This is a genomic window from Pseudomonas hunanensis (assembly GCF_013393325.1).
Taxonomy (GTDB): domain Bacteria; phylum Pseudomonadota; class Gammaproteobacteria; order Pseudomonadales; family Pseudomonadaceae; genus Aquipseudomonas; species Aquipseudomonas putida_P.
In genome coordinates this window covers 37,916-62,525 of record NZ_QJRC01000071.1, presented here as the reverse complement: position 1 = coordinate 62,525, position 24,610 = coordinate 37,916, and the positions used below count along the sequence as shown (strand labels likewise).

Genomic DNA, 24,610 nt, shown 5'->3' with positions numbered 1-24,610 from the left:
CATGGTGGACGTTGAACAGGACGTTACCGAGCGGTTGGCCCAGGCCGGCATCACGCCATTGATTGGAGGCTTGGTGCCCGAGCCAGCCACGGCAGACCTGCTGGGATATGCCCCCAGCTACCTGCGCCGCCTGGCTGCAGAGGGTCGCTCACCGCTGCCATTCGTGCGCCGTGGCAATCGTAGGTTCTACAAAATAGCCGACATAGTGCGCTTTGCGACGGATACCGACTGAGGACGTCGAAGTTAACCGCTGACCGGGGTGTGCGTGCGCGCATAGGGTAGACGGCATCGTTTACACACCCCGGAGAACCCTATGCCAGATCCCTATCAGCAGGACATGACCCAGCTGAATCAAACGCTGCAGAACATCGGCACGCAGATCGCTGACTTCAAATCTTCCTCTGCAGAGAAACAAACCGAGTTCGGCGCCCGCCTTCAAGAAATCGAGCAGAAGATGGTGAATGTCAGCGCCCGCCGAGGCGCCAACGATGACTCCACCGACTCCAATGTTGTGACTGCCCAGGTCGTGGCCGCTGATGGCATCGCCGGCTTCCGCAACGGTATGAAGTCCACCGGCCAGATCAATTGCAAAGTGGGCGTCCGCGCAGCCATCACCAACCCCAACAAAGGCGTTACCGGCTCGACCAGCTACCCCACCACCCCGCAGCGTGATGGCGGCGGGATCCGGGGCATTCCACAGCCACGGCTGAGCTTGCTGGATGTGCTGCCGGTCGTGCCGGTTACCAGCGCCACCTACGAGTTCGTTCGCCTCGACGGCTACATCAACGGCGCGGCCTACCAGAAAGAAGAAGGCGAGGAGAAGGCCGAAGGGTCGATGCCTACCAAAATGGAGCGGGCGGAAATCGCCACCATCGCCACCTGGATTCCGGCGAGCCTCCAGGTGCTGCAGGACAATGACCAGCTTGAAGGACAGATCAACACGCTGATGAGCGTGGGCGTGCGGCAGAAGCTGGAAGCCGAACTCATCAACGGTGACGGCGGCGCAGGTGAAATCCTCGGGTTCAAGAAGCAGGCCATCGCTGCCGGCATCACCACCGGCAAGCCGGCTGACCGCATTGGCGCTGCCCTCACTGACCTCAAGGCCGACGGTTGGAATCCGAACGTCATCGTGATGAACCCGCGCGACTGGTTCGCCATCGAGAGCGAGCGCGCCGAGGATGGCGACGGCCAGTACGTGATTGGCACGCCCCGCGATCCAGCGCCACCCAGCCTGTGGGGCACACCGGTAGTCGTCACTAACGGTATGCCGCAAGGCGAGGCACTGATCCTCGATACCAGCGTGGCCGCATTGCTGGACCGTCAGGAAGTGACCGTGGAAGCCAGCCGCCACGACGGTGACAACTTCCGCCGCAACATGGTGACCATCCTGGCAGAGCTGCGCGCTGGCCTGGCCGTGTTCGCACCCACAGCTACTCGACTCGTCACGCTGGCCGGCACGCCGACACCGTAACAACGAGCGTGGGTTAGCTGTGAGTGCCACGACCTCCTAACCGCAGCAGTCGGAGCCCTTCTTTCCTTTGTGGGGTGATCCGGCACTGGCCCGCACTCGCGGGCCTTTTCATTCACACCGGAGAAGACCATGAGCCATACCCATCTACCCAAGCCAGTTCAACGAGCCCTCAACCAGATCGCCCACAGCCGCGCCCTGTTGCGCCAGATGGAGGAGCGTGAGCGGTTGAGCAAAGAGATCGATCGACTGTTGGCCAGCGGCCTGAGCGCAGCAGAAGCGCTGGAGCAGATCCGGTCGGCGCCGCCGTACATCGCGCCGACCTACTGAGGGGGGCGGGTCGAAAGTCTGGAAGGTCCGCTGACCTAGACCGCCTCCGACCCCACGCACAGATTTTTTCCCCCTTTAACAAAAAATGTTAATCCGACGTTAACACCATGCCGAACGTGCATGGGGCTGGAAGCCACGGAAATCGTGCGATAGAAGCCAATAGCGCCCTCTGGCGGACGTTAACAGGGTTAACACCTTTAACACCGAAAAGTTAACGCTTTAACACCGACGTGTTAACACCTGGAGGCTACCGCTGATGACCATTCAACCAGCTCCACCCACCTTTCAAGAGCGTTTCGCCCGAGCCTGCGATGTGACTACCTTCGCGCTGGACAAAGGTGGTCCCTGTTATTTGCTGTGGGAAGTCGATCAGGTCCAGGCCGGCCAAAGGGCGAAGCTCGATGGCGTGTTTTTCACCGAAGAGGAGGCACGGATATCCGCTGACTTGTTGCGTGGCACCATGCGCGGCGCTCGCGCTTCCATGTCGAGCTATGCGCCCAACTGGAACCCTTGCTCTGCCCGAGAGGCCGCCATCCGCCTTGAGGCGTTGCAGTGCCGCGAGATGCTCGCTCGTCGCCTGGGCGTGCACCTAGCTATGCCACAGGAGGCCGTGTGATGGCTGCGACCGCAATGGACTATGCACCAAAGACCAAAATCCGCTTGGGCGGCTTCTTGGGCAAGAAATACGATAAACACCACCACTTCCTGCTGGAACGCGGTGATACGAAGGAGGCCGCCAAAGCGCTGGATGCCAACTATCCAGGCTTCGCGCGTGACCTGGCTGAAGCTGAGGGTCGCGGTCTACGCTTCGCCGTCTTCAAGAATGGCAAAAATATTGGTGAGGGTGACTTGGATCGAGGCGGCGCACGGGAGCTGTGGTTTGTCCCCGTCATTCGCGGCAGCAAGCGCGGCGGTCTGTTGCAGACTGTGCTTGGCGCAGCGCTGATCGTCGCTGCTTCGTTCGCCACAGGCGGCCTTGCTGCCGGCCTGATGGGCGCCGGCATTGCCAACGTGGCCGGTGGAGTGCTGCAGATGCTCAGCCCACAGGCCACTGGGCTAAGCCACAGTGGATCGCCAGACAACCTGGCTAGCTACGCCTTTGGCAGCGCCAAAAACACCACAGCCAGCGGCCTTCCTGTGCCGATCTGCATCGGCCATCGTCGCTGGGGCGGAGCGATCATCTCGGCTTCGATCGTGGCCCAGGACAAGGCTTAAAGTGAGTCGAGGTCACTTTAAGTACGTCTAATTCGAGGTATCTAGGTGTGTCCTCAGATCTGAGGGCACCTGCCTTTCCACCACGTGAGGTACCAATACCGCGAGGGATACCAGCTGATCTCAACCCCCCGGCGTGTGGCTCAAAATTTTGGCTTCAATGCTTTCGATGAGGGGGCACATCTGGCTTGGCCTCCTCATCCTCATCCTCATCCTCATCGTCGTCCTCAGGGCTATCGTCATCGTCATTGGGCGGCGCCACCATAGGAGTAACAAAAGTCGCCTCCTTCCGATGAATCCTATCGGTCATATAATATAGTCCGAGCAAGGTAGTGATCATGACATTGCTTGTGACAAATAAATATAAAGTAATCACCGGCCATTTCAGAAACGGTAAGGCCTGAGCGGGAATCATTTCTTTAATGTGCGGAGCCAGCAAAACTAATGCACTCCCCCCAAAGTAAAGAACAAGCGAAGCGAATGACAGATAACCAAATAGAAAGCACAAAAAACGTCGTCGAGACAACGGCTCGGGCCGTCCCTTCCTCCTGCGTCTATTAGGAAGTGTCACCGGAATTCCCGGCATTGTCTTGTCCATTGAGTCTTTATTGAAGGTTGCAACGGCCGCAAGTGATGCTATGTAGAATCCGGATACTATCTGTAAGTAGTTAACGATTGCGCTAATTACACCCTTCTCTGCAAATACTGGTACCTTTCCAGCGAGACAGGCAAGAATAAGGACGGATGCAGTCGTGATAACCCCAGGGATTATCAGCTCATCTGTGTGTTTGTCTTGCCTTGTTATCCGCAGATAAGATAGCGGGGTCAAAAGTCGGCGGAGACTATTTTTCATCGTGGCATGCTCACTTTAATGCTCGCATTTTAGCCAAAAACTTCTTATCAATTTTAGCCGTACATTGCGGCAGATCATAGTCAGTCTCTACCATCTCCATTCGACCGAAGACTGCATCACCAGCATCCTCTCTTAAGGTCGAGAAGCGCACTGAGCGCTGGTTCCCTTGTTGCTTCTTAAAAACTACACGCATATCTGGGAAACCTTTCTCTCGACCGATATCTTTGGCTCGGTTGATAAAGTCCACAGCTCCTTGGCCATTAGACTTTGCGGCTGCTTTGATTTTAACGGTCGTCGTGACTTTATCTAGATAGGGGTCTTCGTCAAACTCGTTAATCGTCACGTTTTTGTATAGTTCGATAAAGCGAAGCTCGCCCTTTTCAAGGTCATCAGAAAGTGACTGATCAGCAACGTTGTCAAAGCCAATTACAGGATAGCTATTGATGAAGTTGCCGTCTTCGTTCTCAAACTCCTTGGATAAAAATTCTTTAAGCAGGGAGTTGAAGAACGGGGTCAGTTTTGCCTTGCCGATGCCAGGGGCATCTTCTAAAAGCATTAAATATTCTAGGCCGTTAGGCTTGATAGGGTCGAGGTATAGTATCGCGTGTGCAGACACTGCAATCCCTTCACCATCTAACTTAGGCTCGGACCTGAGCTCACCAGACTCTAGGTGGCTGAAGGCAGGGTCCGACATTTTCGAGTCGGAATATTGAAATAAAAAGCTAACTCGCCTTTTTTGGGGGGTGAACAATAAGTCTGAGATTCGCACGCAAGCAGTATTCTTGTTAATCAGCTTTGCTAGCTTGCCGTCCCCAAAATTTTGTTTGAGTACCCTTAACGTGTTTTCTAAATCAAATGGCGGCGCGTCATCGGGCGCAGACTTCAAAGTTACACCATAAAAATGAATCCAGCGCTGATTCAGCTCCAGCATACGATGCATCCTTTCGATTAATGCCAAAAAATTCGCTGATAGTGCGCGCAGCCAGCCTGGCTTGCAACAGTTTCTGAAACCGATTCGAGTCTCGGCTAGAAGCAGAGTGCTATCCATGAATGCTCCTCCTTTGAGCCATCGATTGCAGCCCGCTATTGAGGTTCGCCTTCCGGGGCTCTAGAACGGCTACTGTGGCGTGCCAGCTTGGAGCTGCCGACGGCTATGCCTTGAGAGAAGCATAGATGCCAATGACTTGTCTCGATGGAAGATTTAGGTCGTTCCACACACTGTGTTCTAGCAAGCGGGGAACGCGGGGGGAGAAGAGAGCCCGCGGGCCGTTGATGATCGTGAGTCCGAGAGGTGGGCAAATTCTGGCCTTCGGGGGCTAGGGCGCCAAGCAGAACGCACGAAAACGGGGAACAAACGGGGAAAATCGAATAACCGGAAATAAAAAAAGGCCTGCAGATCGCTGCAAGCCTTTGATTTTTCTGGTGGGCCCACACGGACTCGAACCGTGGACCAAAGGATTATGAGTCCTCTGCTCTAACCGACTGAGCTATAGGCCCTCAGTAAGTGGCCGGATTATAACGAGGGTTTCGCACCTGTGCCATCTGAAAGATCTGATAGTGCTATGCGAAGGAACGCGGCCGCGAACTCGTCTGGTGGCAGCGGCAGGCTGACGATGTAGCCCTGGATCTGCTCACACCCTTCCGCTGCCAGAAAACGCTGCTGGGCCTGGTTTTCCACGCCTTCGGCAATGATCGTCAGCTGCATGCTGCGGCCAAGGGCAATGATCGCGCGGGCGATGGCGGCATCGTGTGGGTCGTCGGGCAGGCCGCGGATGAACGACTTGTCGATCTTGAGAATATCCAGCGGCAGGCGCTTGAGGTAGCTCAGCGAGGAGTAGCCGGTGCCGAAGTCATCGATAGCCAGTTGCACGCCCAGTTTCTTCAACTGGTACAGCACGGCCAGGGCCTCTTCTGCCTGGCTCATGATGAAGTTCTCGGTAATTTCCAGCTGTAGGTCACCGGCCTTTAGCTGGTAGTGCTTGAGCAACTGTTCGATGCGTCGGGCCAGGTGCGGGTGGCGCAGCTGGGCGCCGGCAAGGTTGATCGACAGCGGGCCGAAGGGTTGGTAGTGCTGTTTCCAGGCCTGCATCTGTCGGCAGGCTTGCTCCAGAACCCAGTCACCGAGTTGGAGAATGGTGCCATTCTCTTCCGCCAGGTGGATGAAGTGCTCCGGTGGCACCTCCCCAAAGGTTGGGTGGCTCCAGCGGATCAGCGCCTCGGCGCCCACCAGCTTCTGGGTCTTGAGGCTGAGCTTGGGCTGGAAGCACAGGCTCATTTCGTTGCGTTCGACGGCGCGGCGCAGTTCATGCTCCAAGGCGATGCGCTCGCTGGCCTGGGCGGTGAGGTCGCGGGTGTAGGCTTCGACGCGGTTGCGGCCTTTGGCCTTGGAGCGGTACATGGCGGCGTCGGCGTTGCGGATCAGTGTGGCAACGTCGGTGCCGTCCTGTGGATACAGGCTGATGCCGATGCTGGCGCTGGTGAAGAACTCGTGTTCACCGGCCTGGAACGGCGCGGCGAAACAGGCCAGCAGCTTGTTGGCGATGGTACTGGCGTCGCTGGGCTTGTGCAGGCCAGGTAGCAGGATGATGAACTCGTCGCCGCCCAGTCGGGCCACGGTGTCGACGTCGCGCACCTGCTCCTTCAGGCGCTGGGCGATGCCTTTAAGCAGCAGGTCGCCGACCGGGTGGCCGAGGCTGTCGTTGATGTGCTTGAAACGGTCGAGGTCGAGGAACAGTACCGCGCCCTGGCGGTTGGAGACTTGCGCGCAGGTGAGTACAGCCTGCAGGCGGTTCTCGAACAGGGCGCGGTTGGGCAAGCCGGTCAGCGGGTCATGGTGGGCCTGATAGTCGAGTTTGGCCTGGGCGTGCTTGATGCTGGAGATGTCTGCGAAAACCGCCACGAAGTGGGTGATCTCGCGTTCACTGTTGCGCACGGCGCTGATGGTCAGCCAGCTTGGGTAAAGCTCGCCGTTCTTGCGCTTGTTGTAGATCTCGCCCTGCCAGTGCCCTTCGTCGGTCAGCTGGTGCCACATGGCCGCATAGAAGGCGCTGTCGTGCTGGCCGGACGCGAGCAGACGCGGGGTCTGGCCGAGGGCTTCGATTTCGCTGTAGCCGGTGATTTCGCTGAAGGCGCGGTTGACAGCACTGATGTGCTGGTCAATGTCGGTGATCAGTACGCCTTCGGCAGTGTTTTCGAACACGGTGGCGGCCAACTGCAGTTTTTCCTGCATCAGGTGGCGCTCGGTGATGTCGCGGGCGATGGTCAGCATGCAGTCGACGCCGGTAATCGGCAGGGGCCGGGCGGACAGCTCGCAAAGGCGGATCTGCCCGTCGCTGCGGCGGATGTGGCAGGTGAAATCACGCACGAAGCCGTCGCGGTTGAGCTGCTCGACCAGGCGCTTGCGCTCGTTGAGGTCTACCCAGATGCCCAGGTCCAGCGAGGTCTGGTCGATGGTCGGGTTGAGGTCATAGCCGGTCAGGCGGCAGAAGCCCTCGTTCACCTCCAGCAGCAGACCGTCGCTCTGGCGCGACAGCAGCAGGCCGTCGGGGGAGGCGTGGAAGGCTTTGGCGAATTTCTCTTCCGAGGTTTGCAACTGTTGCTGGGTTTCCTTGAGCTGGCTGATGTCGCGCACCGCCACTACCAGCGCGGGGGTGCCGTCGAGTTCGAAGGTTTCGGCCGAGGTCAGGCCGGTGAACAGCTGGCCATTGCTGCGGCGGAAACTCATTTCCAGGTTACGGATGCCGCCCTGGTGCAGGTGTTCGAGCACTCGTAGGCCGCTGCCTTCGACGCCCCACAGGTTCAGGTCGGTGGCGGTACGGCCAATCACCTGGCTTTGGGTCAGGCCGATCTGCTCTTCGAAGGCTTCGTTCACCTCCAGAAGGCAGCCATCGCTGTGGCGGGCGATCAGCAGGATGTCTGGGCATTGCTGGAACACCGAGGCGAACTTCTGCTCGGACAGGCGCAGGGCGTCCTCGGTGTGCTTGGTTTCGCTGATGTCGATCATCAGGCCGCGCATCACCGGTTGGTGGCCGTGTTCGATCATGCTGACGATGTTGCGTACCCAAAGGGGCTGGCCGTCGGCGCGGATCACTCGGTAGTCCAGGCTGTGGTCGCGTCCGGCTGCGGTTTCGCTGTCGCAGTACGCCTGGGCCCAGAGGGCGTCCTCTGGGTGCAGGATGCTGCGCCAGAAGCCGGGCCGGAGCCAGTCACTCAAGGGGTAGCCGAGCAGGTCTTCGGCATGCGGTGAAACGTAGCTGTAGGTGAAGTCGTTGGCATCGGCTTCCCAGGCGATGGCTGACAGGCTCTCTACAAGGCCTCGGTAGTGGTATTCGCTGCTGCGCAGCTCTTGCTCCAGGGCGATGCGCCTGGAAATTTCCGAGCTGAGGCGGCGGTTGATGCGGATGACCACGGCCAGCACGGCCATCAGCAACAGCACCGTTGGCAAGCCATATACCAGCAGGTCAGACCAGAACATCCGCTGGTCGACTACATTGCCCACCCAGCGCTGCTGGATCTGGCTGATTTCGCTGCTGCTCATGTCGGCCATCACTTTGTCGAGAATACCGACCAGCACGGCCTTGTCGCGGGGGACGGCCATCGCCAGCTGGTAGCGGTAGGGTGTTTCGCCGCTGACGTACAGGCCGTCGAGTTTGAGCTGGCGCAGGCTCCAGATGCTGGAAGCCAGGTCGCCGACCACGGCGTCCACCTGGTCGGTGGCCAGGGCCTGCAGCGTGGAGCTGACATTGGGCAGCGCCACCAGGTTGAGGTCGGGGTGGTGGGTGCGCAGCAGCTCGTGCGGGGCGTAGTTCTCGACCACGGCGATTTTCAGGCCGTACAGGTCATCCAGCTTGCGTGGTTGTGCGCCGCCTTTGTGGGCCAGGATGACAATGGGGAAGTCGAGGTACGGGCGGGTGAAGGCCAGATAGCCCTGGCGTTCGGGGGTGGACATGATGCCGGGCAGCAGGTCGATGCGGCTTTCCCGTGCCTGTGCCAGTACCTCGGTCCAGCTGCTGGGTTCGACCGGTTTGAGTGTCACGCCCAGGCGCTGCTGGATCGTGGCGATGTAATCGGCGGCCAATCCCTGGTACCGGCCCTCCTGGTCGCGAAACTCGAACGGTGGCCAAGAGGCGTCTACGCCCAGGCTCAACTGCGGGTGAGCAGCCAGCCAGGCTTTCTCCTCATCTGTCAGGGTCAGGGCGCCGGCCGTTGTGTTCCATAAAATCAGGAGCAGCAACAGAATGGCCGGCTTCAAGGGCATGGCAGCCTCGCATTCAGGTGGTCTGAAGTCGAGTGTAGACGGGCATTGCGGCAGGTGTGCTGTGGAAGGCGGGCTTTATGTTACGGGCCGCTAAAGAAAAACCCCGGCCTGGGCCGGGGTTTTGTCATCACTCGTCGAGGAAGGAGCGCAGGTGCTCGCTGCGAGTCGGGTGGCGCAGTTTGCGCAACGCCTTCGCTTCGATCTGACGAATCCGCTCACGGGTTACGTCAAACTGCTTGCCCACCTCTTCGAGGGTGTGGTCGGTGTTCATGTCGATACCGAAACGCATGCGCAGCACCTTGGCTTCGCGTGCGGTCAGGCCCGAGAGCACGTCGCGGGTGGCTTCCTTGAGGCTTTCGACCGTGGCCACGTCAATCGGGGACTGCATGGTCGAGTCCTCGATGAAGTCGCCCAGGTGCGAATCTTCGTCGTCACCGATCGGGGTTTCCATGGAGATCGGCTCTTTGGCGATCTTCAGTACCTTGCGGATCTTGTCCTCAGGCATTTCCATGCGCTCGCCCAGCTCTTCCGGGGTCGGTTCGCGACCCATTTCCTGCAGCATCTGGCGGGAAATACGGTTGAGCTTGTTGATCGTCTCGATCATGTGCACCGGAATACGGATGGTGCGTGCCTGGTCGGCGATCGAGCGGGTGATCGCCTGACGGATCCACCAGGTGGCATAGGTCGAGAACTTGTAGCCGCGGCGGTATTCGAACTTGTCCACCGCTTTCATCAAGCCGATGTTGCCTTCCTGGATCAGGTCGAGGAACTGCAGGCCACGGTTGGTGTACTTCTTGGCGATGGAGATCACCAGACGCAGGTTCGCCTCGACCATTTCTTTCTTGGCGCGGCGGGCCTTGGCTTCACCGATCGACATGCGACGGTTGATTTCCTTGATCTCGGCAACGGTCAAGCCGGTTTCGGTCTCAAGGTCGATCAGTTTCTGCTGGCAAGCGACGATGGCTGCGTCCTTTTCACCCAGGGCAGCAGCCCACTTGGTGTTGCGCTTGGCCAGGTCACCGCTCCAGGTCTGGTCGGTTTCGTTGCTCGGGAACATGCGCAGGAAGTCGGCACGCGGCATGCGGGCGTCACGGACGCACAGCTGCATGATGGCGCGTTCTTGCTGGCGCAGACGGTTCAGGGCGTCACGTACACGCTCGACCAGTACCTCGAACTGCTTCGGTACAAGCTTGATCGGCATGAACAGGTCAGCCAGGGCCTGAAGGGCCTCGATGCTTTCCTTGTGGCCACGACCGTTTTTCTTCAGGACCTTGGAGGTTGCCTGAAGTTGATCGGATACCGCACCGAAGCGTTGAGCCGCGACTACCGGGTCCGGGCCGCTCTCGGCCTCTTCCTCGTCGTCACCGCTTTCGGACTCTTCCTCTTCGTCGTCGGACTCTTCCTTCGCAGCAGCGGCCTTGGTGCCTGGGATCGGCACTTCTTCGGTCGGCGCAGCAATGTTGTCGTCAGGGTCGATGTAGCCGCTGAGAACGTCCGACAGGCGGCCACCCTCGGTGGTGACGCGGTCATATTCGCCGAGAATGTAATCGACAGTGCCCGGGAAGTGGGCGATGGCGCCCATGACTTCACGAATGCCTTCCTCGATACGCTTGGCGATTTCGATCTCGCCTTCACGGGTCAGCAGCTCGACAGTACCCATTTCGCGCATGTACATGCGCACCGGGTCGGTCGTGCGGCCGATATCGGTTTCAACGGCCGCCAACGCAGCAGCGGCTTCTTCGGCCGCGGCTTCGTCGGTGTCGGCTTCCGCCAACAGAAGGGCATCCGCATCCGGAGCACTCTCGAATACGTTGATCCCCATGTCGTTGATCATGCGGATGATGTCTTCCACCTGTTCCGGATCTGAAATATCCTCAGGCAGGTGGTCGTTGACCTCCGCGTAAGTCAGGTAGCCCTGCTCACGACCGCGGGTGATCAACTCTTTGATACGAGACTGCTGTTGCGCTTTTCCGGACATAACACCCTATCCACTGAAGGTCTTGGCGGGCAAAAAACAAGCCGAGGATTATACCCGAGCATGGGCCTCACGCGCCAGATGAGGTCGGCGTTTGTGCGGGAACATTCCGGCTCAGCAGGGCGAGGAGCTGGGTTTTTTCCTCGCTGGTCAATTCGCTTTGACGTGATTTCCTGAGCAGTTGTTCCAGGCTGCGCTCGCGTTGGCGGGCGGACAAGCTAGTTATAGTGTCGAAAAACTGTTGTTCAAGGTTGTCGGCCACGATCAGCCATTCCTTTTCCGCCAGGGCCCGCAACAGGCGACCCTGCTCGGTGCCATGCCAGCGTGCGATCAACTGCATTGAGCTTAGCCCAGGATTTTTCTGTGCGGCTTCGATCAATGCCACCAGCAGCTGGCTGTACAGGTGTTCTTCGTCGGCGAAGTGGCTGGCATCTTCTACCCTGCCGGCCAGCAGCGGGTGGTGCAGAAGGGTGCGCAGGGCGGCCAGGGTTGGTGGCTCGACCGGCGCCGGCACGCGGGGTGGCGCTTCGTCACGTTGTTGCCACGGCTTGCCACCCTTGCGGTTCTTGTCCCAGGGCTTGTCGCTCCATGGCTTCTTACCGCCGCTCTTGTTGGGCTTCCAGGCCTGCTCCTGATGAACGGGGGCGAAGTCGTGTTGCGGCATGTCGCCGTAATCGGGGGTGTAGCTGGCCATGGCGTCGTAGTCGTAGCCAGGGTCGTAGTCCGGCACGCTGCTAACCGTGGGTGCTTGTTGCGCCAGTTGCTCGACCTGCTGCGGGTCGAGGCCGGTGATTTCCTTCAGGCGGTTGCGCATGAGCTGGCGCAGGTTGGCGCCAGGGATCTTTTCGATCAACGGTGCCGCCAGGGTCGCCATGTGTGCCTTGCCTTCCAGCGAGCGTGGGTCGGCTTCGACGCTCAGTTGCTCGAAGAAGTAATCGGCCAGCGGCTGGGCGTGCTGGTTGATACGGGCCATGAAGGCGTCGGTGCCTTCGGCGCGTACCAGGCTGTCCGGGTCCTCGCCTTCGGGCAGGAACAGAAAACGTGCGCGGCGGCCATCCTGCAGGTTCGGCAAGGCCGATTCCAGTGCGCGCCAGGCGGCCTTGCGCCCGGCCTGGTCGCCGTCGAAGCAGAACAACACGCTGGGCACCACGCGGAACAGGCGCTTGAGGTGCTCTTCGCTGGTGGCGGTGCCGAGGGTGGCCACGGCATTGCGCAGGCCTTGCTGGGCCAGGGCGATGACGTCCATGTAGCCCTCGACGACGATGATCTCGTCGAGGTTGCGGTTGTGCTTGCGTGCCTCGTACAGCCCGTACAGCTCCTGGCCCTTGTGGAACACCGGGGTTTCAGGGGAGTTCAAGTACTTGGGCTTGTCGTCGCCGAGTACCCGGCCGCCGAAGGCGATGATGCGCCCGCGGCTGTCGCGGATCGGGAACATCACCCGGTCGCGGAAACGGTCGTAGCGCTTGCCGCTTTCGGCGTTCTCGATCAGCAGGCCGGCATCGATCATCACTTTCTGCTGCAGGGTGTCGGCACCCAGGTGCTTGAGCAGGTTGTCCCAGCCGGGCGGGGCAAAACCCAGGCCGAAATCGCGGGCAATCTCGCCGGACAGGCCGCGGCCCTTGAGGTAATCCACCGCCGCCTTGCGGGTCGGGTGGTTGCGCAGGGCCTGGCGGTAGAACTCCGAGGCAGCGTCCAGTAGCGGGTACAGCGGCGAATCGGTGGGCTGGCGCGGCTTCTGGTCGCGGCGGCCTTGTTCGCGGGGCACTTCCATGCCAGCGGCGCGGGCCAGCTCCTCGACGGCCTGGGGGAAGTCCAGGTTGTCGTGGTCCATGACGAAACCCAGGGCGTTGCCACCGGCGCCGCAGCCGAAGCAGTAGTAGAACTGCTTGTCGGGGCTGACCGTGAAGGAAGGGGTCTTTTCCTTGTGGAACGGGCAGCAGGCGGAGTAGTTCTTGCCGGTTTTTTTCAGTTGGACGCGCGAACTCACCACGTCGACAATGTCGAGGCGGTTGATAAGGTCGTCAATGAAGCTCTGGGGAATCAGCCCGGCCATGGCAGTCTCGTCATCTGGCAACTGGCAAGTCTAATCGCTCACGCGCCGAATGGGGCGAGTGTTGCTTGGGGAAGTGCGAGGGGGTGTGTGCTCGTCGCCAGCCCCTAAGGGCCCGTCAGTCGGACGTGCACGTCTGGTCATACAGCAAGAAAGACCAGCTCTGACGTTTCAGGCAGGTTGCCCATGAGCAGTTCGCATGAAGCTTGTGCAGGGCCTTGAGCTAGCTGCTCAAGTGTGAAGCGACCACTGCCATCGCCCGGCGGTTAGCCGGGCAGGGCAGAAGCTTTGCGTTGAACGCCTGTATTAGTACAGACGAACGGCGCGGCGCTGTTCGCGCTGAACTTTCTTGGCGTGACGCTTAACAGCAGCAGCTGCTTTACGCTTACGCTCGGCGGTCGGCTTCTCGTAAAACTCGCGGCTACGAACTTCAGCCAGTACACCGGCTTTTTCGCAGGAGCGCTTGAAACGACGCAGAGCTACGTCGAAGGGTTCGTTCTCTTTAACTTTGACGGCTGGCATCCAGGGCTACCTTAATTCATTACCGGGGTAGACGTGCTCCTGGCAAAACAAAGGTGTGCTGGAGAACGTCGGTTTTCAAGGGTTGCGGATGTTAACCCTTAGCAAGCAGGAATGCAAAGCCTCTGATCGAAAACCGCTGGTCGGCATCCGACACGGGGACTATCATGCGCGGCTTCGAATTCAGCCCCCACAAGGGACGAACCCATGCTAGTACTGGGATTGGAAACATCCTGCGACGAAACTGGCGTCGCATTATACGACAGTGAACGCGGTTTGTTGGCCGACGCACTGTTCAGCCAGATCGACCTGCACCGCGTGTTCGGCGGCGTAGTGCCCGAGCTTGCCTCGCGTGATCACGTCAAGCGCATGCTGCCGCTCATTCGCCAGGTGCTGGACGAGGCTGGCTGCGTCGCCACCGAGATCGACGCCATCGCCTATACCGCGGGCCCTGGCCTGGTCGGTGCCTTGCTGGTCGGGGCTTCCTGCGCCCAGGCGTTGGCCTTTGCCTGGGACATCCCGGCGATAGGTGTGCACCACATGGAAGGCCACCTGCTGGCGCCCATGCTGGAAGAAAACCCACCCGAGTTTCCGTTCGTCGCTTTGTTGGTTTCCGGTGGTCACACGCAGTTGGTTCGGGTCGATGGCATCGGCCAGTACGAACTGCTGGGCGAGAGCCTGGACGACGCTGCCGGCGAGGCGTTCGACAAGACCGCCAAGTTGATCGGCCTCAATTACCCAGGCGGCCCGGAAATCGCGCGCCTCGCAGAGCAGGGCGTACCTGGGCGCTTCGTTTTCCCAAGGCCGATGACCGATCGTCCGGGTCTTGAGTTCAGCTTCAGCGGCCTCAAGACCTTCGCCCTCAACACCTGGCAGCAATGCAAGAATGCTGGCGACGACGGTGAGCAAACCCGTTGCGACGTGTCCCTGGCATTCCAGCAGGCGGTGGTGGAAACTTTGACCATCAAGTGCAAGCGAGCCCTCAAGCAGACTGGCCTCAAGCGCCTGGTCATCGCTGGTGGCGTGAGTGCCAACAAAGCGCTGCGTGCCTCGCTGGAAGAGATGCTGGCCGGAATGAAGGGCAATGTGTACTACGCGCGCCCACAGTTCTGTACCGACAATGGCGCGATGATCGCCTATGCCGGTTGCCAGCGACTGTTGGCCGGGCAGCAGCAGGACCTGGCGATCAGCGTGCAGGCACGCTGGCCGATGGAGCAGTTGCCGCCACTGTAAGGTTTACCGCCGAAGGTTCAGAAGTGCCGTTCGCGCCCTGCAAACAGGTCGCGCAGGTTTTTACGGTGGCGCCACACGATCATCGCTGTCAGCACGGTGATCGGCAGCAGGGCCTCGGGCTCGCGCCAGGCCAGCAATGGCAACGTCAGTGGTGTGGCGATCAGTGCCGCCAGCGAGCTGGTGCGGGTGAGGTAGAAGGTCAGCAGCCAGGCACCGATAGCCAGCAGTGCGGCCGGGAAATACAGGCCCATGAGCATGCCGGCAGCTGTCGCCACGCCTTTGCCGCCCTGGAAACGGAAGTACAGGGGGAACAGATGGCCCAGCACCGCGCACACGCCCACCCAGGCCTGCGCATGCAGGTCCAGCCCGGCAGCGCGGGCGAGCAATACCGGCAAAAGGCCCTTGCACAGGTCGCCAAGCAGGGTCAGGATCGCCAGTTTACGGCCTGCCAGGCGTAGCATATTGGTGGCGCCGGCATTGCCTGAGCCGCTGGAACGCGGGTCCGGGCTGCCTGAAAGGCGGCTGAGGACAATGGCGAAGGACAGCGAGCCGAGCAGGTAGGCGAGCAACGCCAGTAACCAAAACATGCTAACTATTCCGGGCGAGGACGCCCTGATTCTAACGGCGCCAGTCGCCCTTGTCGTGCTGTGGAGAGAAGTGCTTGGACAGAGTGTTCATCGAAGGCCTGGAAGTCGATACCGTCATCGGTGCCTATGACTGGGAGCGGGATATTCGCCAGTGCTTGCGCCTGGACCTGAGCTTTGCCTGGGACAACCGCCCGGCTGCCGCCGGTGACGACCTGAACCTGGCGCTGGACTACGCCAGTGTCTCGGCACGCATCCAGGCGTTCGCCGAGCAGGCCCGTTTCGAGCTGGTGGAAACCTTTGCCGAGCGCCTGGTGGCAACGCTGATGGAGGAATTCCACATCCCTTGGGTACGGTTGAAGCTGACCAAACCGGGTGCGGTGCCGGCGGCCCGTGGTGGTGTAGGCGTGGAGATCGAGCGCGGATGTCTCTGAGCACGGTTTACCTGGGGCTCGGCAGCAACATCGACCGTGAAGCGCATTTGTGCGCCGGGCTCGATGCGTTGGCCGGTATCCTGACGGACATGCATTGCTCGCCGGCGTTCGAAAGCCAGGCGGTGGGGATCAAGAGCGGGCCGTTCATCAACTTCGTGGTGACCGGCAAAACCGCGTTGCCGTTGATCGAGCTGGACCGTCGACTGAAGTTCATCGAGGCCGACAACGGCCGCTATGCCCCGGACCGCAAAGGCTTGCCACTGGATATCGACGTGCTGATGTATGACGATTTGCACGGTACTTTCGACGGGCTGGTGCTGCCTCGCGCCGAGATCTTGAAAAACGCTTTTGTGTTGTGGCCGCTGTCGCTGCTGGCCCCCGAACTGGTACATCCGGCGGCGGGCAAGGGCATGGCGCAGTTATGGCAGGAGGCGCAGATCGATCAGGTGCTGGCCCCGGTAGCCTTCGAGTGGCGCGGGTTGCAGCTGACGCCTATCTAACTAACGGCTTTCGCGGTCATTGTGGGAGCGGGCGGACCCGCGAACACCGGCATAGCCGGTGCCATCCACCGCATTGGGTTCTTCGCGGGCGCGCCCGCTCCCACAGGTACCGCGCTGGTCAACTGCGTTTGTAAGCCTCGACAGCCTTCAGCCGCTCACGCTTGAGCGCTTCGCCCAGCGCCTGGCCCGTCAGCCCGGCTTGCACCAGCGGCTTCACATCCACCGCTCGCGCCGCTGCTGCTGCGCCACGCAGATAATCGGCTTGTGGATAACTCGACTTGCCATCGCCCAGCGCCGCCATCTCGCACACGACAATGAAATCCTCGAACCGCTGCGGTCGCCGGTACACATCGAATTTCTGCAACAGCTCCAGCAGTGCCGTGGCTGGTAGCTCCTGCGCCTGGTTACCCTGCGCCAGGCACTCTCCGGTAAGTAAGGCCAGTTCCTGGCATTCCCGTGGTGCCTTGAGGCGCTGGTTGACGGTTTTGATCGGCGCCGGTGCCAGCCCTCGCAACAGGCAGGCCCAGCGCACGTGCAGCGGCTGTTCGTGCGCTGCGGCTTGCTCCAGCGCCGCCAGGGCCTGTGTATCGTCGACAAGCTCAGGCAGTAGCTCGTGCAGGGCGCCGCAAGCGCCCAGCACTTGGAAGAACACCTGGGGGCGAGCCTCCATCAGCGCGCGCTCGATTTCCTTCCAGCTGCGCTCGGCGGTCAGTGCCTGCAGTTCGCCTGAGGCACTGATCTGGCGCATCAGTTCCAGGGTCTCGTCGGCAACCCGGAAACCCAGAGGCGCATAACGAGCAGCAAAGCGCGCGACGCGTAGTACGCGCAGAGGATCTTCGGCGAATGCCGGGGAAACATGGCGCAAAAGGCGTTGATCGAGATCGTCCTTGCCATGGTAGGGGTCGTACACCGTGCCCGCTTCATCTTCAGCCATCGCATTGATGGTGAGGTCGCGGCGGATCAGGTCTTCTTCCAGGGTGACGTCGGGGCTGGCATGAAAGGTAAACCCACCGTAGCCGCGCCCACTCTTGCGCTCGGTGCGCGCCAGGGCGTACTCCTCGCCGGTTTTCGGGTGCAGGAACACCGGGAAATCGGCACCGACCGGCCGGTAGCCCTTGGCAAGCATTTCTTCGACGGTAGCGCCAACCACCAGCCAGTCGATATCGCTGACCGGGCGGCCGAGCAGGCGGTCGCGCACGGCGCCGCCGACTTTGTAGATGTGCATGTGCAGCTCTCCATAACTGCCGACAGGATAACCTGTCGGCAGTTATGGGGTTGCATCAGAGATGGTGGATAACGGCCAGGTCCATGCGGCCATAGTCGGCGCTTTCGCCGTGCTCGCCGCGCGGGGGCATGTGGTGGGTTTTCATCACTTGCTCGCCCTGTACGGTCTCCAGGTGAATATCGAAGCCCCACAAGCGATGCAGGTGCTTGAGCACTTCATCGGTCGAGTCGCCCAGTGGTTTGCGGTTATGTTGCTGGTGGCGCAGGGTCAGTGAGCGGTCGCCGCGACGGTCGACGCTCCAGATCTGCACGTTCGGCTCACGGTTGCCCAGGTTGTATTGCGCTGCCAGCTGCTCACGAATCACCCGGTAGCCGGCTTCGTCATGAATGGCAGGTACCAGTAGGTCGTCGCGCTGGTCGTCATCGAGGATGCTGAACAGCTTCAGGTCGCGCATTACCTTGGGCGACAGGTACTGCAGGATGAAGCTCTCGTCCTTGAAGCTGCTCATGGCGAACTTGATGGTAGAAAGCCAGTCACTGCCGGCAATGTCGGGGAACCAGTGGCGATCTTCCTCGGTCGGGTTTTCGCACATGCGGCGGATGTCGGTGTACATCGCGAACCCCAAAGCATAGGGGTTGATGCCGCTGTAGTAGGGGCTGTCGAAACCGGGCTGGAACACCACGCTGGTGTGCGACTGCAAAAACTCCATCATGAAGCCTTCGGTGATGAGCCCCTCGTCGTACAGGTCGTTCATCAGGGTGTAATGCCAGAAGGTTGCCCAGCCTTCGTTCATCACCTGGGTCTGGCGCTGCGGGTAGAAGTACTGGGCGATCTTGCGCACGATGCGCACCACTTCACGCTGCCAAGGTTCGAGCAACGGCGCGTTCTTTTCGATGAAGTACAGGATGTTTTCCTGCGGTTCGGCGGGGAAGCGCCCATCATCGCGGTCGTTGCCCTTTTCCGCGCTTTTCGGAATTGTCCGCCACAGGTCGTTGATCTGGCGCTGAAGGTGCTCTTCGCGCTCCTGTTGCCGGCGCCGCTCCTCCTCGGCGGAAATAGGGTAAGGCCGCTTGTAGCGGTCGACGCCGTAGTTCATCAGCGCGTGGCAGGAGTCAATCAGGTCTTCCACCGCATCGATGCCGTGGCGCTCTTCGCATTGGGCGATGTACTGCTTGGCGAACACCAGGTAGTCGATGATCGAACTGGCGTCAGTCCAGGTGCGGAACAGGTAATTGCCTTTGAAAAAACTGTTATGGCCATAGCAGGCGTGAGCGATCACCAGTGCTTGCATGCACATGGTGTTTTCTTCCATCAGGTAGGCGATGCACGGGTCGGAGTTGATCACGATCTCGTAGGCCAGGCCCATCTGGCCGCGACTGTAGGACTTTTCGGTACTGAGGAACTGCTTGCCGTAGGACCAGTGGTGATAGCCCAGCGGCATGCCGACCGAGGCGTAGGCGTCCATCATCTGCTCGGCAGTGATGACCTCGATCTGGTTGGGGTAGGTGTCCAGGGCGTAACGCTCGGCCAGGCGGCTGATTTCCCGGTCGTAGGTCTGGATCAGCTCGAACGTCCACTCGGACCCGGTGGAAATGGGTTGGCGTCTCTGTGCTCTGGCGGTCATGTGGCTAACCTGCGCTGGAAGAGTTCACGGAAGACCGGGTAGATGTCGCCGGCCGATACCAGCTGCTGCTGGGCGAACGTGTCGGGGTAGGCTTCGCCGATGCGCTCGTATTCATACCACAGCGCCTGGTGTTCACGGGGGGTGATCTCAACGTAAGTGTAGTACTGCACATGCGGCATGATCTGCTTGGAGAGGATGTCGCGGCAGATCGGCGAGTCGTCGTTCCAGTTGTCGCCGTCGGAGGCTTGTGCGGCGTAGATGTTCCAGTCGCTGGCCGGGTAGCGTTCGGCCATGATCTCCTGCATCAACTTCAGGGCGCTGGAGACGATGGTGCCGCCGGTTTCCCGCGAGTAGAAGAACTCTTCCTCATCGACTTCACGGGCACTGGTGTGATGGCGAATGAACACCACTTCGATGCGGTCGTAGTTACGCTTGAGGAACAGGTACAGCAGGATGAAGAAGCGCTTGGCGATGTCCTTGGTGGCCTGGGTCATCGAGCCGGATACGTCCATCAGGCAGAACATCACCGCCTTCGAGCTGGGGTTGGGTTGTTTGACCAGCAGGTTGTACTTGAGGTCGAAGGTATCGAGGAAGGGCAGGCGGTTGATGCGCGCCTTCAAGCGTTCGATTTCCTGTTCGACTTCCTGGATATCGGTGAAGTTGTCTGGCTCTTCGACCCGCAGGCGGTCCAGTTCCTTTTGCGCTTCACGCAACAGGGCGCGGCTGCTGCCGGTCAGGGCGATGCGCCGGGCGTGGGCCGAACGCAGGGTGCGCACGATGTTGATACGCGACGGGTTGCCTTCGTTGGCGATACCGGCGCGCACGGTCTTGAAGGTGTCGGCGCCCGTCAGGTGACGCTTGACCAGGTTGGGCAGCTCGAGGTCCTCGAACATGAATTCGAGAAACTCTTCCTGAGTGATCTGGAAGACGAATTCGTCCATGCCCTCGCCGGAGTTGCCCGCTTTACCGCGACCGCCGCCGCCACCTCCACCGCCTTGCGGGCGCGGGATGTGTTCACCGGCGGTGAATTCCTTGTTGCCAGGGTGCACGATGGTCTGTTTGCCCCCGCGACCATGGTGCAGCACCGGCTCGTCGATGTCGCGGCCGGGAATGCTGATTTGCTCGCCGTGTTCCATGTCCATGATGGAACGGCGGCTCACCGCCTCTTCGACGGCTTTCTTGATGTGTTCGCGGTACCGCCGCAGGAAGCGTTGGCGGTTGACCGTGCTCTTGTTCTTGCCGTTCAGGCGTCGGTCTATAACGTAGCTCATGGTCCCTCCGGTAGCTGGGAGCAGCTGCAAGCCACAAGCTTCTGGCTGCAGGAAAGAGCAGCCACCGCTGCTGCAAGCTACAGCGCCGGGCTTGCGCTCGGCGCTAGGCAGCTTGAAGCTTGCGGCTTGTAGCTTGCCGCTTTATTGCGATTTCCTGACCCGCAGGTACCATTCCGACAGCAGACGTACCTGTTTGTCGGTGTAACCACGCTCCACCATCCGGGTGACGAAGTCGTTGTGTTTCTTCTGATCCTCTTTGCTGGCCTTGGCGTTGAAGCTGATGACAGGCAGCAGGTCTTCGGTGTTGGAGAACATTTTCTTCTCGATCACCACCCGCAGCTTTTCATAGCTCAGCCAGCTTGGATTCTTGCCGTTGTTGTTGGCGCGTGCGCGCAGTACGAAGTTGACGATCTCGTTGCGGAAGTCTTTCGGGTTGCTGATGCCGGCCGGTTTCTCGATCTTCTCCAGCTCCTCGTTGAGGGCGATACGGTTGAGGATCTCGCCGGTTTCCGGGTCGCGGTATTCCTGGTCCTGGATCCAGAAGTCGGCATACAGCACGTAGCGGTCGAAGATGTTCTGGCCGTATTCGCTGTAGGACTCCAGGTAGGCTGTCTGGATTTCCTTGCCGATAAACTCGATGTAGCGCGGCGCCAGGTATTCCTTCAGGTAGCGCAGGTAGCGTTCGCGCACCTCGGCCGGGAACTGTTCCTGCTCGATCTGCTGCTCCAGCACGTACAGCAGGTGCACTGGGTTGGCGGCAATTTCGTGTGGGTCGAAGTTGAACACCTTGGAGAGGATCTTGAAGGCGAAGCGAGTGGAAAGGCCGTTCATGCCCTCGTCAACGCCTGCCGAGTCGCGGTATTCCTGGATCGACTTGGCCTTCGGATCGGTATCCTTGAGGTTTTCTCCGTCGTAGACACGCATCTTCGAGTAGATGTTGGAGTTCTCTGGCTCTTTCAGGCGTGAAAGCACCGTGAACTGGGCCAGCATCTTGAGCGTATCCGGTGCGCAATGAGCCTTGGACAGCGAGCTGTTGACCAGCAGTTTGTCGTAGATCTTGATTTCATCGCTGACGCGCAGGCAGTACGGCACCTTGACGATGTAGATACGGTCGATGAACGCTTCGTTGTTCTTGTTGTTGCGGAAGGTATGCCACTCCGATTCGTTGGAGTGCGCCAACAGGATGCCGGTATAGGGAATCGCCCCCAGGCCCTCGGTGCTGTTGTAGTTGCCTTCCTGGGTAGCGGTGAGCAAGGGGTGCAGCACCTTGATCGGCGCCTTGAACATTTCGACGAATTCCATCAGGCCCTGGTTGGCCCGGCACAGTGCGCCCGAGTAGCTGTAAGCATCGGCGTCGTTCTGTGGGTATTCTTCAAGCTTGCGGATATCCACCTTACCGACCAGGGCAGAGATGTCCTGGTTGTTCTCGTCGCCGGGTTCGGTCTTGGCAATGGCGATCTGGTTGAGAATCGACGGGTAGAGTTTCACCACCTTGAACTTGGAGATATCGCCGCCGAACTCCTGCAGGCGCTTGGTGGCCCAAGGCGACATGATGGTATTCAGGTAGCGCCGTGGGATACCGAACTCTTCCTCGAGAATGGCCCCATCTTCGGTAGCGTTGAACAGTCCCAGCGGTGACTCGAATACCGGCGAGCCCTTGATCGCATAGAACGGCACCTTTTCCATCAGCTGCTTGAGCTTTTCCGCCAGCGACGACTTGCCGCCGCCTACCGGGCCCAGCAGATAGAGGATTTGTTTCTTCTCTTCCAGGCCTTGGGCGGCGTGGCGGAAGTACGACACGATCTGGTCGATGCACTCTTCCATGCCATGGAAGTCGGCAAAGGCCGGATAGCGGCGGATAACCTTGTTGGAGAAGATTCGCGACAGCCTGGAGTTGGTAGAGGTGTCGATCAGCTCTGGCTCACCGATGGCCAGCAACAGCCGTTCGGCCGCCGATGCGTAGGCACTGCGATCCCCTTTGCACAGCTCGAGGTACTCCTGCAGCGAGAGTTCTTCCTGGCGCGTAGACTCGAAACGTTGTTGGAAGTGGCTAAAAATACTCATGACGTCACCTCGCTCGATACGTGGAGACGACGCCGGATCAGTCAGCTGATGCTGGCATGCAACCGGGTTCGCCGATTGCTGTATACCCCCCAGAACACCCTGTAACGCTACCGATGACCCGCACGCCGGTGTACCGGCTCTCCCCTTTTTTGGATGGCCTGAGCTTAAGCGTAGTTGGTTATCTGCAAGGTCAAGGGGCGAGGAGGGCAGAAGTTACCAACTACCGTTCGTCAGATAACCCGCCAGCCCGCACGGGGCGCGGGCTGCGGGAAAAATGAAAAAATTATTCGGCGGCGCCTTGGGCGGTCTCGGCCGGGTAGGTGGCGCGCCACAGTTCGAAGCCGCCGTCCACGCTGTAAACGTCGGAGAAGCCCTGGCCGACCAGGTAGGCGGCAGCGCTCTGGCTGGAATTGCCGTGATAGCAGACCACCAGGGTCGGGGCGTCGAGGTCGGCGCCGCGGATGAAATCGGCGACCGAATGGTTATCCAGGTGCCGGGCACCGGTGATATGGCCGGCAGCGAAGGCTTGTGCGTCGCGAATGTCGACGACAACCGCACCTTCTTGCTTGCGAAGCTCCAAGGCCTGCTCGGGAGGGATGCGCTTGAATTCGCTCATGGGTACTACTTCCTTCAGGTGTGGTCGTTGAGTGTAGTGGGTTGTGCCGGTTGGCGCAGGGTGCCGTCGTCGGCGCAATCGCAGCGGTGGTATTCGCCACTGTCGACGTTGTACAGGGTCATGGCGCCGCCCCACACGCAGCCGGTGTCCAGGGCAATGATGCCCGGTTCGTCGACGCGGCCTTCGAGGGCGGCCCAGTGGCCGAAGATGATTGTCACGTGCCGCGAGCGACGGCCCTTGTGTGCAAACCAGGGCTTGTAACCCTTGGGCGCGGTACCCAGGCCTTCCTTGCTCTTGAGGTCAAGCTTGCCCTCGGCGGTGCAGAAGCGCATGCGCGTGAGGTAGTTGGTGATGACCCGCAGGCGCTCGACACCGGTGAGGTTCTTGCTCCACTTGTTCGGCTCGTTACCGTACATGCCGTCCAGGTAGAGCTTCAGGCGGCTATCATCGCGTAGCGCTTCTTCCACCTCGGCCGCATAGCCAAGGGCCTGGCCGAGCGTCCACTGCGGTGGAATGCCGGCGTGGGCCATGGCGATGCCGCGTGCCTCGTCGTAATGCAGCAGCTTCTGCTGGCGCAGCCAGTCGAACAGCGGGTCGGCGTCCGGCGCTTCGATGATTTCGCGCAGGGTGTCGCTTTTCTTGAGGCGCTCTACGTTGTGCCAGGCGGCCAGCAGATGCAGGTCATGGTTGCCCAGCACGCAGACCAGTGACTGGCGGATCGAGTAGAGGAAGCGCAGGGTTTCCAGTGACTCGGGGCCGCGGTTGACCAGGTCGCCGACCAGCCACAGGCGGTCGACGGCGGGGTTGAAGCTGACGCGCTCGAGCAGGCACTTGAGTGGCTGCAGGCAGCCCTGCAGGTCGCCGACGGCGTAAGTGGCCATCAGTGCAGCGCCCCCGGTACCGCCAGGCGGAACGGGGCGATCTCGGCGTCGAAGCGTTTACCGTCTTCGGCAAACATCTGGTAGCTGCCCTGCATGGTGCCCACGCGGGTACTGATGACGGCGCCGCTGCTGTAGGTGTGGCTCTGGCCCGGGTCGATGTTGGGCTGTTGGCCGACCACGCCGGCACCGCGCACTTCCTCGACTTCGCCGTCACCGTTGGTGATCAGCCAGTGGCGTGACAGCAGCTTGGCTTTGAGCGAGCCGTTGTTCTGCACGGTAATGGTGTAGGCGAAAGCGAAACGACTGTTTTCGGGGTCGGATTGTTCTTTCAGGTAGCGGGTCACGACGCTGACGTCGATTTGATAGCGGGGGTCGGACATGCAAGGGCCTTGGGCGAACTGACGCAATAACGCAGTCTAGGCCATTGGGAGGGGCGAGGGCCAGCGGTGCAGGGGCTTGGGGTTTTCTGTTGTCGGTGCCGGTCTCTTCGCGGGTTTAACCGCGAAGAGCTCGG

At 60.3% G+C, this 24,610-nt stretch carries 22 protein-coding genes and 1 tRNA gene; 8 read left to right on the top strand and 15 right to left on the bottom strand.

What is annotated here, in order from left to right; all coding sequences use genetic code 11:
- Position 1 precedes the first annotated feature (1 nt).
- From DM807_RS04640 to DM807_RS04620, 5 genes are all read left to right on the top strand, one after another.
- Positions 2-232 carry a MerR family transcriptional regulator gene (locus DM807_RS04640; protein ID WP_081874717.1) on the top strand — a complete coding sequence of 77 codons (231 nt, stop codon included), beginning with the start codon at positions 2-4 and terminating at the stop codon, positions 230-232.
- An 81-nt stretch (positions 233-313) separates the two neighbouring features.
- The gene (locus DM807_RS04635) at positions 314-1,471 is read left to right on the top strand and encodes a phage major capsid protein (protein WP_244965005.1); all 1,158 of its coding nucleotides are present in this window, start codon (positions 314-316) and stop codon (positions 1,469-1,471) included.
- 129 nt (positions 1,472-1,600) lie between these two features.
- Complete coding sequence (locus tag DM807_RS04630; protein WP_033698165.1) at positions 1,601-1,798, top strand: hypothetical protein; 198 nt, start codon at positions 1,601-1,603, stop codon at positions 1,796-1,798.
- Positions 1,799-2,054: 256 nt separating this feature from the next.
- Positions 2,055-2,414 (top strand): hypothetical protein, encoded by a 360-nt coding sequence (locus DM807_RS04625; RefSeq protein WP_179027090.1) that lies wholly within the window; start codon positions 2,055-2,057, stop codon positions 2,412-2,414.
- Positions 2,414-3,013, top strand: a complete 600-nt coding sequence (locus DM807_RS04620; RefSeq protein ID WP_179027089.1) for a tail assembly protein — start codon at positions 2,414-2,416, stop codon at positions 3,011-3,013. The genes DM807_RS04625 and DM807_RS04620 overlap by 1 nt, the downstream gene beginning before the upstream one ends.
- A 154-nt stretch (positions 3,014-3,167) precedes the next feature.
- On the opposite strand, the gene DM807_RS04615 is transcribed toward DM807_RS04620, so the two are convergent.
- The 7 genes from DM807_RS04615 to rpsU form a co-directional block, all read right to left on the bottom strand.
- The gene (locus DM807_RS04615) at positions 3,168-3,863 is read right to left on the bottom strand and encodes a hypothetical protein (RefSeq protein ID WP_179027082.1); all 696 of its coding nucleotides are present in this window, start codon (positions 3,861-3,863) and stop codon (positions 3,168-3,170) included.
- A 10-nt stretch (positions 3,864-3,873) separates the two neighbouring features.
- Positions 3,874-4,911 (bottom strand): hypothetical protein, encoded by a 1,038-nt coding sequence (locus DM807_RS04610; protein WP_179027088.1) that lies wholly within the window; start codon positions 4,909-4,911, stop codon positions 3,874-3,876.
- A gap of 372 nt (positions 4,912-5,283) precedes the next feature.
- Positions 5,284-5,360: transfer RNA gene (locus DM807_RS04605), tRNA-Ile, on the bottom strand.
- A 16-nt stretch (positions 5,361-5,376) separates the two neighbouring features.
- A complete protein-coding gene (locus tag DM807_RS04600; protein ID WP_012270186.1) occupies positions 5,377-9,120 on the bottom strand; it encodes a bifunctional diguanylate cyclase/phosphodiesterase in 3,744 nt (1,247 codons plus the stop codon).
- A gap of 127 nt (positions 9,121-9,247) precedes the next feature.
- The gene (gene rpoD / locus DM807_RS04595) at positions 9,248-11,098 is read right to left on the bottom strand and encodes an RNA polymerase sigma factor RpoD (RefSeq protein WP_012270187.1); all 1,851 of its coding nucleotides are present in this window, start codon (positions 11,096-11,098) and stop codon (positions 9,248-9,250) included.
- A 67-nt stretch (positions 11,099-11,165) separates the two neighbouring features.
- Positions 11,166-13,148: a DNA primase gene (gene dnaG / locus DM807_RS04590; protein ID WP_012270188.1), complete on the bottom strand. Its 1,983-nt coding sequence runs from the start codon at positions 13,146-13,148 to the stop codon at positions 11,166-11,168.
- A gap of 303 nt (positions 13,149-13,451) precedes the next feature.
- Positions 13,452-13,667, bottom strand: a complete 216-nt coding sequence (gene rpsU, locus DM807_RS04585; RefSeq protein WP_003255575.1) for a 30S ribosomal protein S21 — start codon at positions 13,665-13,667, stop codon at positions 13,452-13,454.
- A gap of 204 nt (positions 13,668-13,871) precedes the next feature.
- On the opposite strand from rpsU, the gene tsaD reads away from it, so the two are divergent.
- Positions 13,872-14,897: a tRNA (adenosine(37)-N6)-threonylcarbamoyltransferase complex transferase subunit TsaD gene (gene tsaD / locus DM807_RS04580; protein ID WP_012270189.1), complete on the top strand. Its 1,026-nt coding sequence runs from the start codon at positions 13,872-13,874 to the stop codon at positions 14,895-14,897.
- 17 nt (positions 14,898-14,914) lie between these two features.
- On the opposite strand, the gene plsY is transcribed toward tsaD, so the two are convergent.
- Positions 14,915-15,484, bottom strand: coding sequence for a glycerol-3-phosphate 1-O-acyltransferase PlsY (plsY, locus tag DM807_RS04575; RefSeq protein ID WP_012270190.1), 570 nt, complete (start codon positions 15,482-15,484; stop codon positions 14,915-14,917).
- Between the two features lie 74 nt (positions 15,485-15,558).
- On the opposite strand from plsY, the gene folB reads away from it, so the two are divergent.
- On the top strand, positions 15,559-15,915 hold the full coding sequence (gene folB / locus DM807_RS04570) for a dihydroneopterin aldolase (protein ID WP_004375185.1): 357 nt from the start codon (positions 15,559-15,561) through the stop codon (positions 15,913-15,915).
- Positions 15,906-16,415: a 2-amino-4-hydroxy-6-hydroxymethyldihydropteridine diphosphokinase gene (gene folK / locus DM807_RS04565; RefSeq protein ID WP_012270191.1), complete on the top strand. Its 510-nt coding sequence runs from the start codon at positions 15,906-15,908 to the stop codon at positions 16,413-16,415. The genes folB and folK overlap by 10 nt, the downstream gene beginning before the upstream one ends.
- Positions 16,416-16,533: 118 nt before the next feature.
- On the opposite strand, the gene DM807_RS04560 is transcribed toward folK, so the two are convergent.
- The 7 genes from DM807_RS04560 to apaG form a co-directional block, all read right to left on the bottom strand.
- Positions 16,534-17,640 (bottom strand): multifunctional CCA addition/repair protein, encoded by a 1,107-nt coding sequence (locus DM807_RS04560; RefSeq protein WP_012270192.1) that lies wholly within the window; start codon positions 17,638-17,640, stop codon positions 16,534-16,536.
- A 55-nt stretch (positions 17,641-17,695) separates the two neighbouring features.
- Positions 17,696-19,264 (bottom strand): SpoVR family protein, encoded by a 1,569-nt coding sequence (locus DM807_RS04555; RefSeq protein ID WP_012270193.1) that lies wholly within the window; start codon positions 19,262-19,264, stop codon positions 17,696-17,698.
- On the bottom strand, positions 19,261-20,535 hold the full coding sequence (locus DM807_RS04550) for a YeaH/YhbH family protein (protein WP_012270194.1): 1,275 nt from the start codon (positions 20,533-20,535) through the stop codon (positions 19,261-19,263). Before DM807_RS04550 ends, DM807_RS04555 begins: the two co-directional genes overlap by 4 nt.
- Positions 20,536-20,676: 141 nt before the next feature.
- A complete protein-coding gene (locus tag DM807_RS04545; protein WP_012270195.1) occupies positions 20,677-22,599 on the bottom strand; it encodes a PrkA family serine protein kinase in 1,923 nt (640 codons plus the stop codon).
- Between the two features lie 283 nt (positions 22,600-22,882).
- Positions 22,883-23,215 (bottom strand): thiosulfate sulfurtransferase GlpE, encoded by a 333-nt coding sequence (glpE, locus tag DM807_RS04540; RefSeq protein WP_060494195.1) that lies wholly within the window; start codon positions 23,213-23,215, stop codon positions 22,883-22,885.
- A gap of 14 nt (positions 23,216-23,229) precedes the next feature.
- A complete protein-coding gene (locus DM807_RS04535) occupies positions 23,230-24,096 on the bottom strand; it encodes a symmetrical bis(5'-nucleosyl)-tetraphosphatase (RefSeq protein ID WP_012270197.1) in 867 nt (288 codons plus the stop codon).
- Entirely contained in the window at positions 24,096-24,476 is a 381-nt protein-coding gene (gene apaG, locus DM807_RS04530; RefSeq protein ID WP_012270198.1) for a Co2+/Mg2+ efflux protein ApaG, read from the bottom strand. Before apaG ends, DM807_RS04535 begins: the two co-directional genes overlap by 1 nt.
- Positions 24,477-24,610 lie beyond the last annotated feature (134 nt).

Coding starts and splice junctions, on each gene's coding strand:
- DM807_RS04560 (WP_012270192.1), bottom strand. CDS start 17,640: ATGCACATCTACAAAGTCGGCGGCGCCGTGCGCGACCGCCTGCTCGGC.
- apaG (WP_012270198.1), bottom strand. CDS start 24,476: ATGTCCGACCCCCGCTATCAAATCGACGTCAGCGTCGTGACCCGCTAC.
- DM807_RS04610 (WP_179027088.1), bottom strand. CDS start 4,911: ATGGATAGCACTCTGCTTCTAGCCGAGACTCGAATCGGTTTCAGAAAC.
- DM807_RS04630 (WP_033698165.1), top strand. CDS start 1,601: ATGAGCCATACCCATCTACCCAAGCCAGTTCAACGAGCCCTCAACCAG.
- DM807_RS04640 (WP_081874717.1), top strand. CDS start 2: ATGGTGGACGTTGAACAGGACGTTACCGAGCGGTTGGCCCAGGCCGGC.
- DM807_RS04550 (WP_012270194.1), bottom strand. CDS start 20,535: ATGAGCTACGTTATAGACCGACGCCTGAACGGCAAGAACAAGAGCACG.
- DM807_RS04545 (WP_012270195.1), bottom strand. CDS start 22,599: ATGAGTATTTTTAGCCACTTCCAACAACGTTTCGAGTCTACGCGCCAG.
- DM807_RS04535 (WP_012270197.1), bottom strand. CDS start 24,096: ATGGCCACTTACGCCGTCGGCGACCTGCAGGGCTGCCTGCAGCCACTC.
- plsY (WP_012270190.1), bottom strand. CDS start 15,484: ATGTTTTGGTTACTGGCGTTGCTCGCCTACCTGCTCGGCTCGCTGTCC.
- rpsU (WP_003255575.1), bottom strand. CDS start 13,667: ATGCCAGCCGTCAAAGTTAAAGAGAACGAACCCTTCGACGTAGCTCTG.
- glpE (WP_060494195.1), bottom strand. CDS start 23,215: ATGAGCGAATTCAAGCGCATCCCTCCCGAGCAGGCCTTGGAGCTTCGC.
- dnaG (WP_012270188.1), bottom strand. CDS start 13,148: ATGGCCGGGCTGATTCCCCAGAGCTTCATTGACGACCTTATCAACCGC.
- rpoD (WP_012270187.1), bottom strand. CDS start 11,098: ATGTCCGGAAAAGCGCAACAGCAGTCTCGTATCAAAGAGTTGATCACC.
- DM807_RS04635 (WP_244965005.1), top strand. CDS start 314: ATGCCAGATCCCTATCAGCAGGACATGACCCAGCTGAATCAAACGCTG.
- DM807_RS04625 (WP_179027090.1), top strand. CDS start 2,055: ATGACCATTCAACCAGCTCCACCCACCTTTCAAGAGCGTTTCGCCCGA.
- folK (WP_012270191.1), top strand. CDS start 15,906: ATGTCTCTGAGCACGGTTTACCTGGGGCTCGGCAGCAACATCGACCGT.
- DM807_RS04620 (WP_179027089.1), top strand. CDS start 2,414: ATGGCTGCGACCGCAATGGACTATGCACCAAAGACCAAAATCCGCTTG.
- DM807_RS04555 (WP_012270193.1), bottom strand. CDS start 19,264: ATGACCGCCAGAGCACAGAGACGCCAACCCATTTCCACCGGGTCCGAG.
- DM807_RS04615 (WP_179027082.1), bottom strand. CDS start 3,863: ATGAAAAATAGTCTCCGCCGACTTTTGACCCCGCTATCTTATCTGCGG.
- tsaD (WP_012270189.1), top strand. CDS start 13,872: ATGCTAGTACTGGGATTGGAAACATCCTGCGACGAAACTGGCGTCGCA.
- DM807_RS04600 (WP_012270186.1), bottom strand. CDS start 9,120: ATGCCCTTGAAGCCGGCCATTCTGTTGCTGCTCCTGATTTTATGGAAC.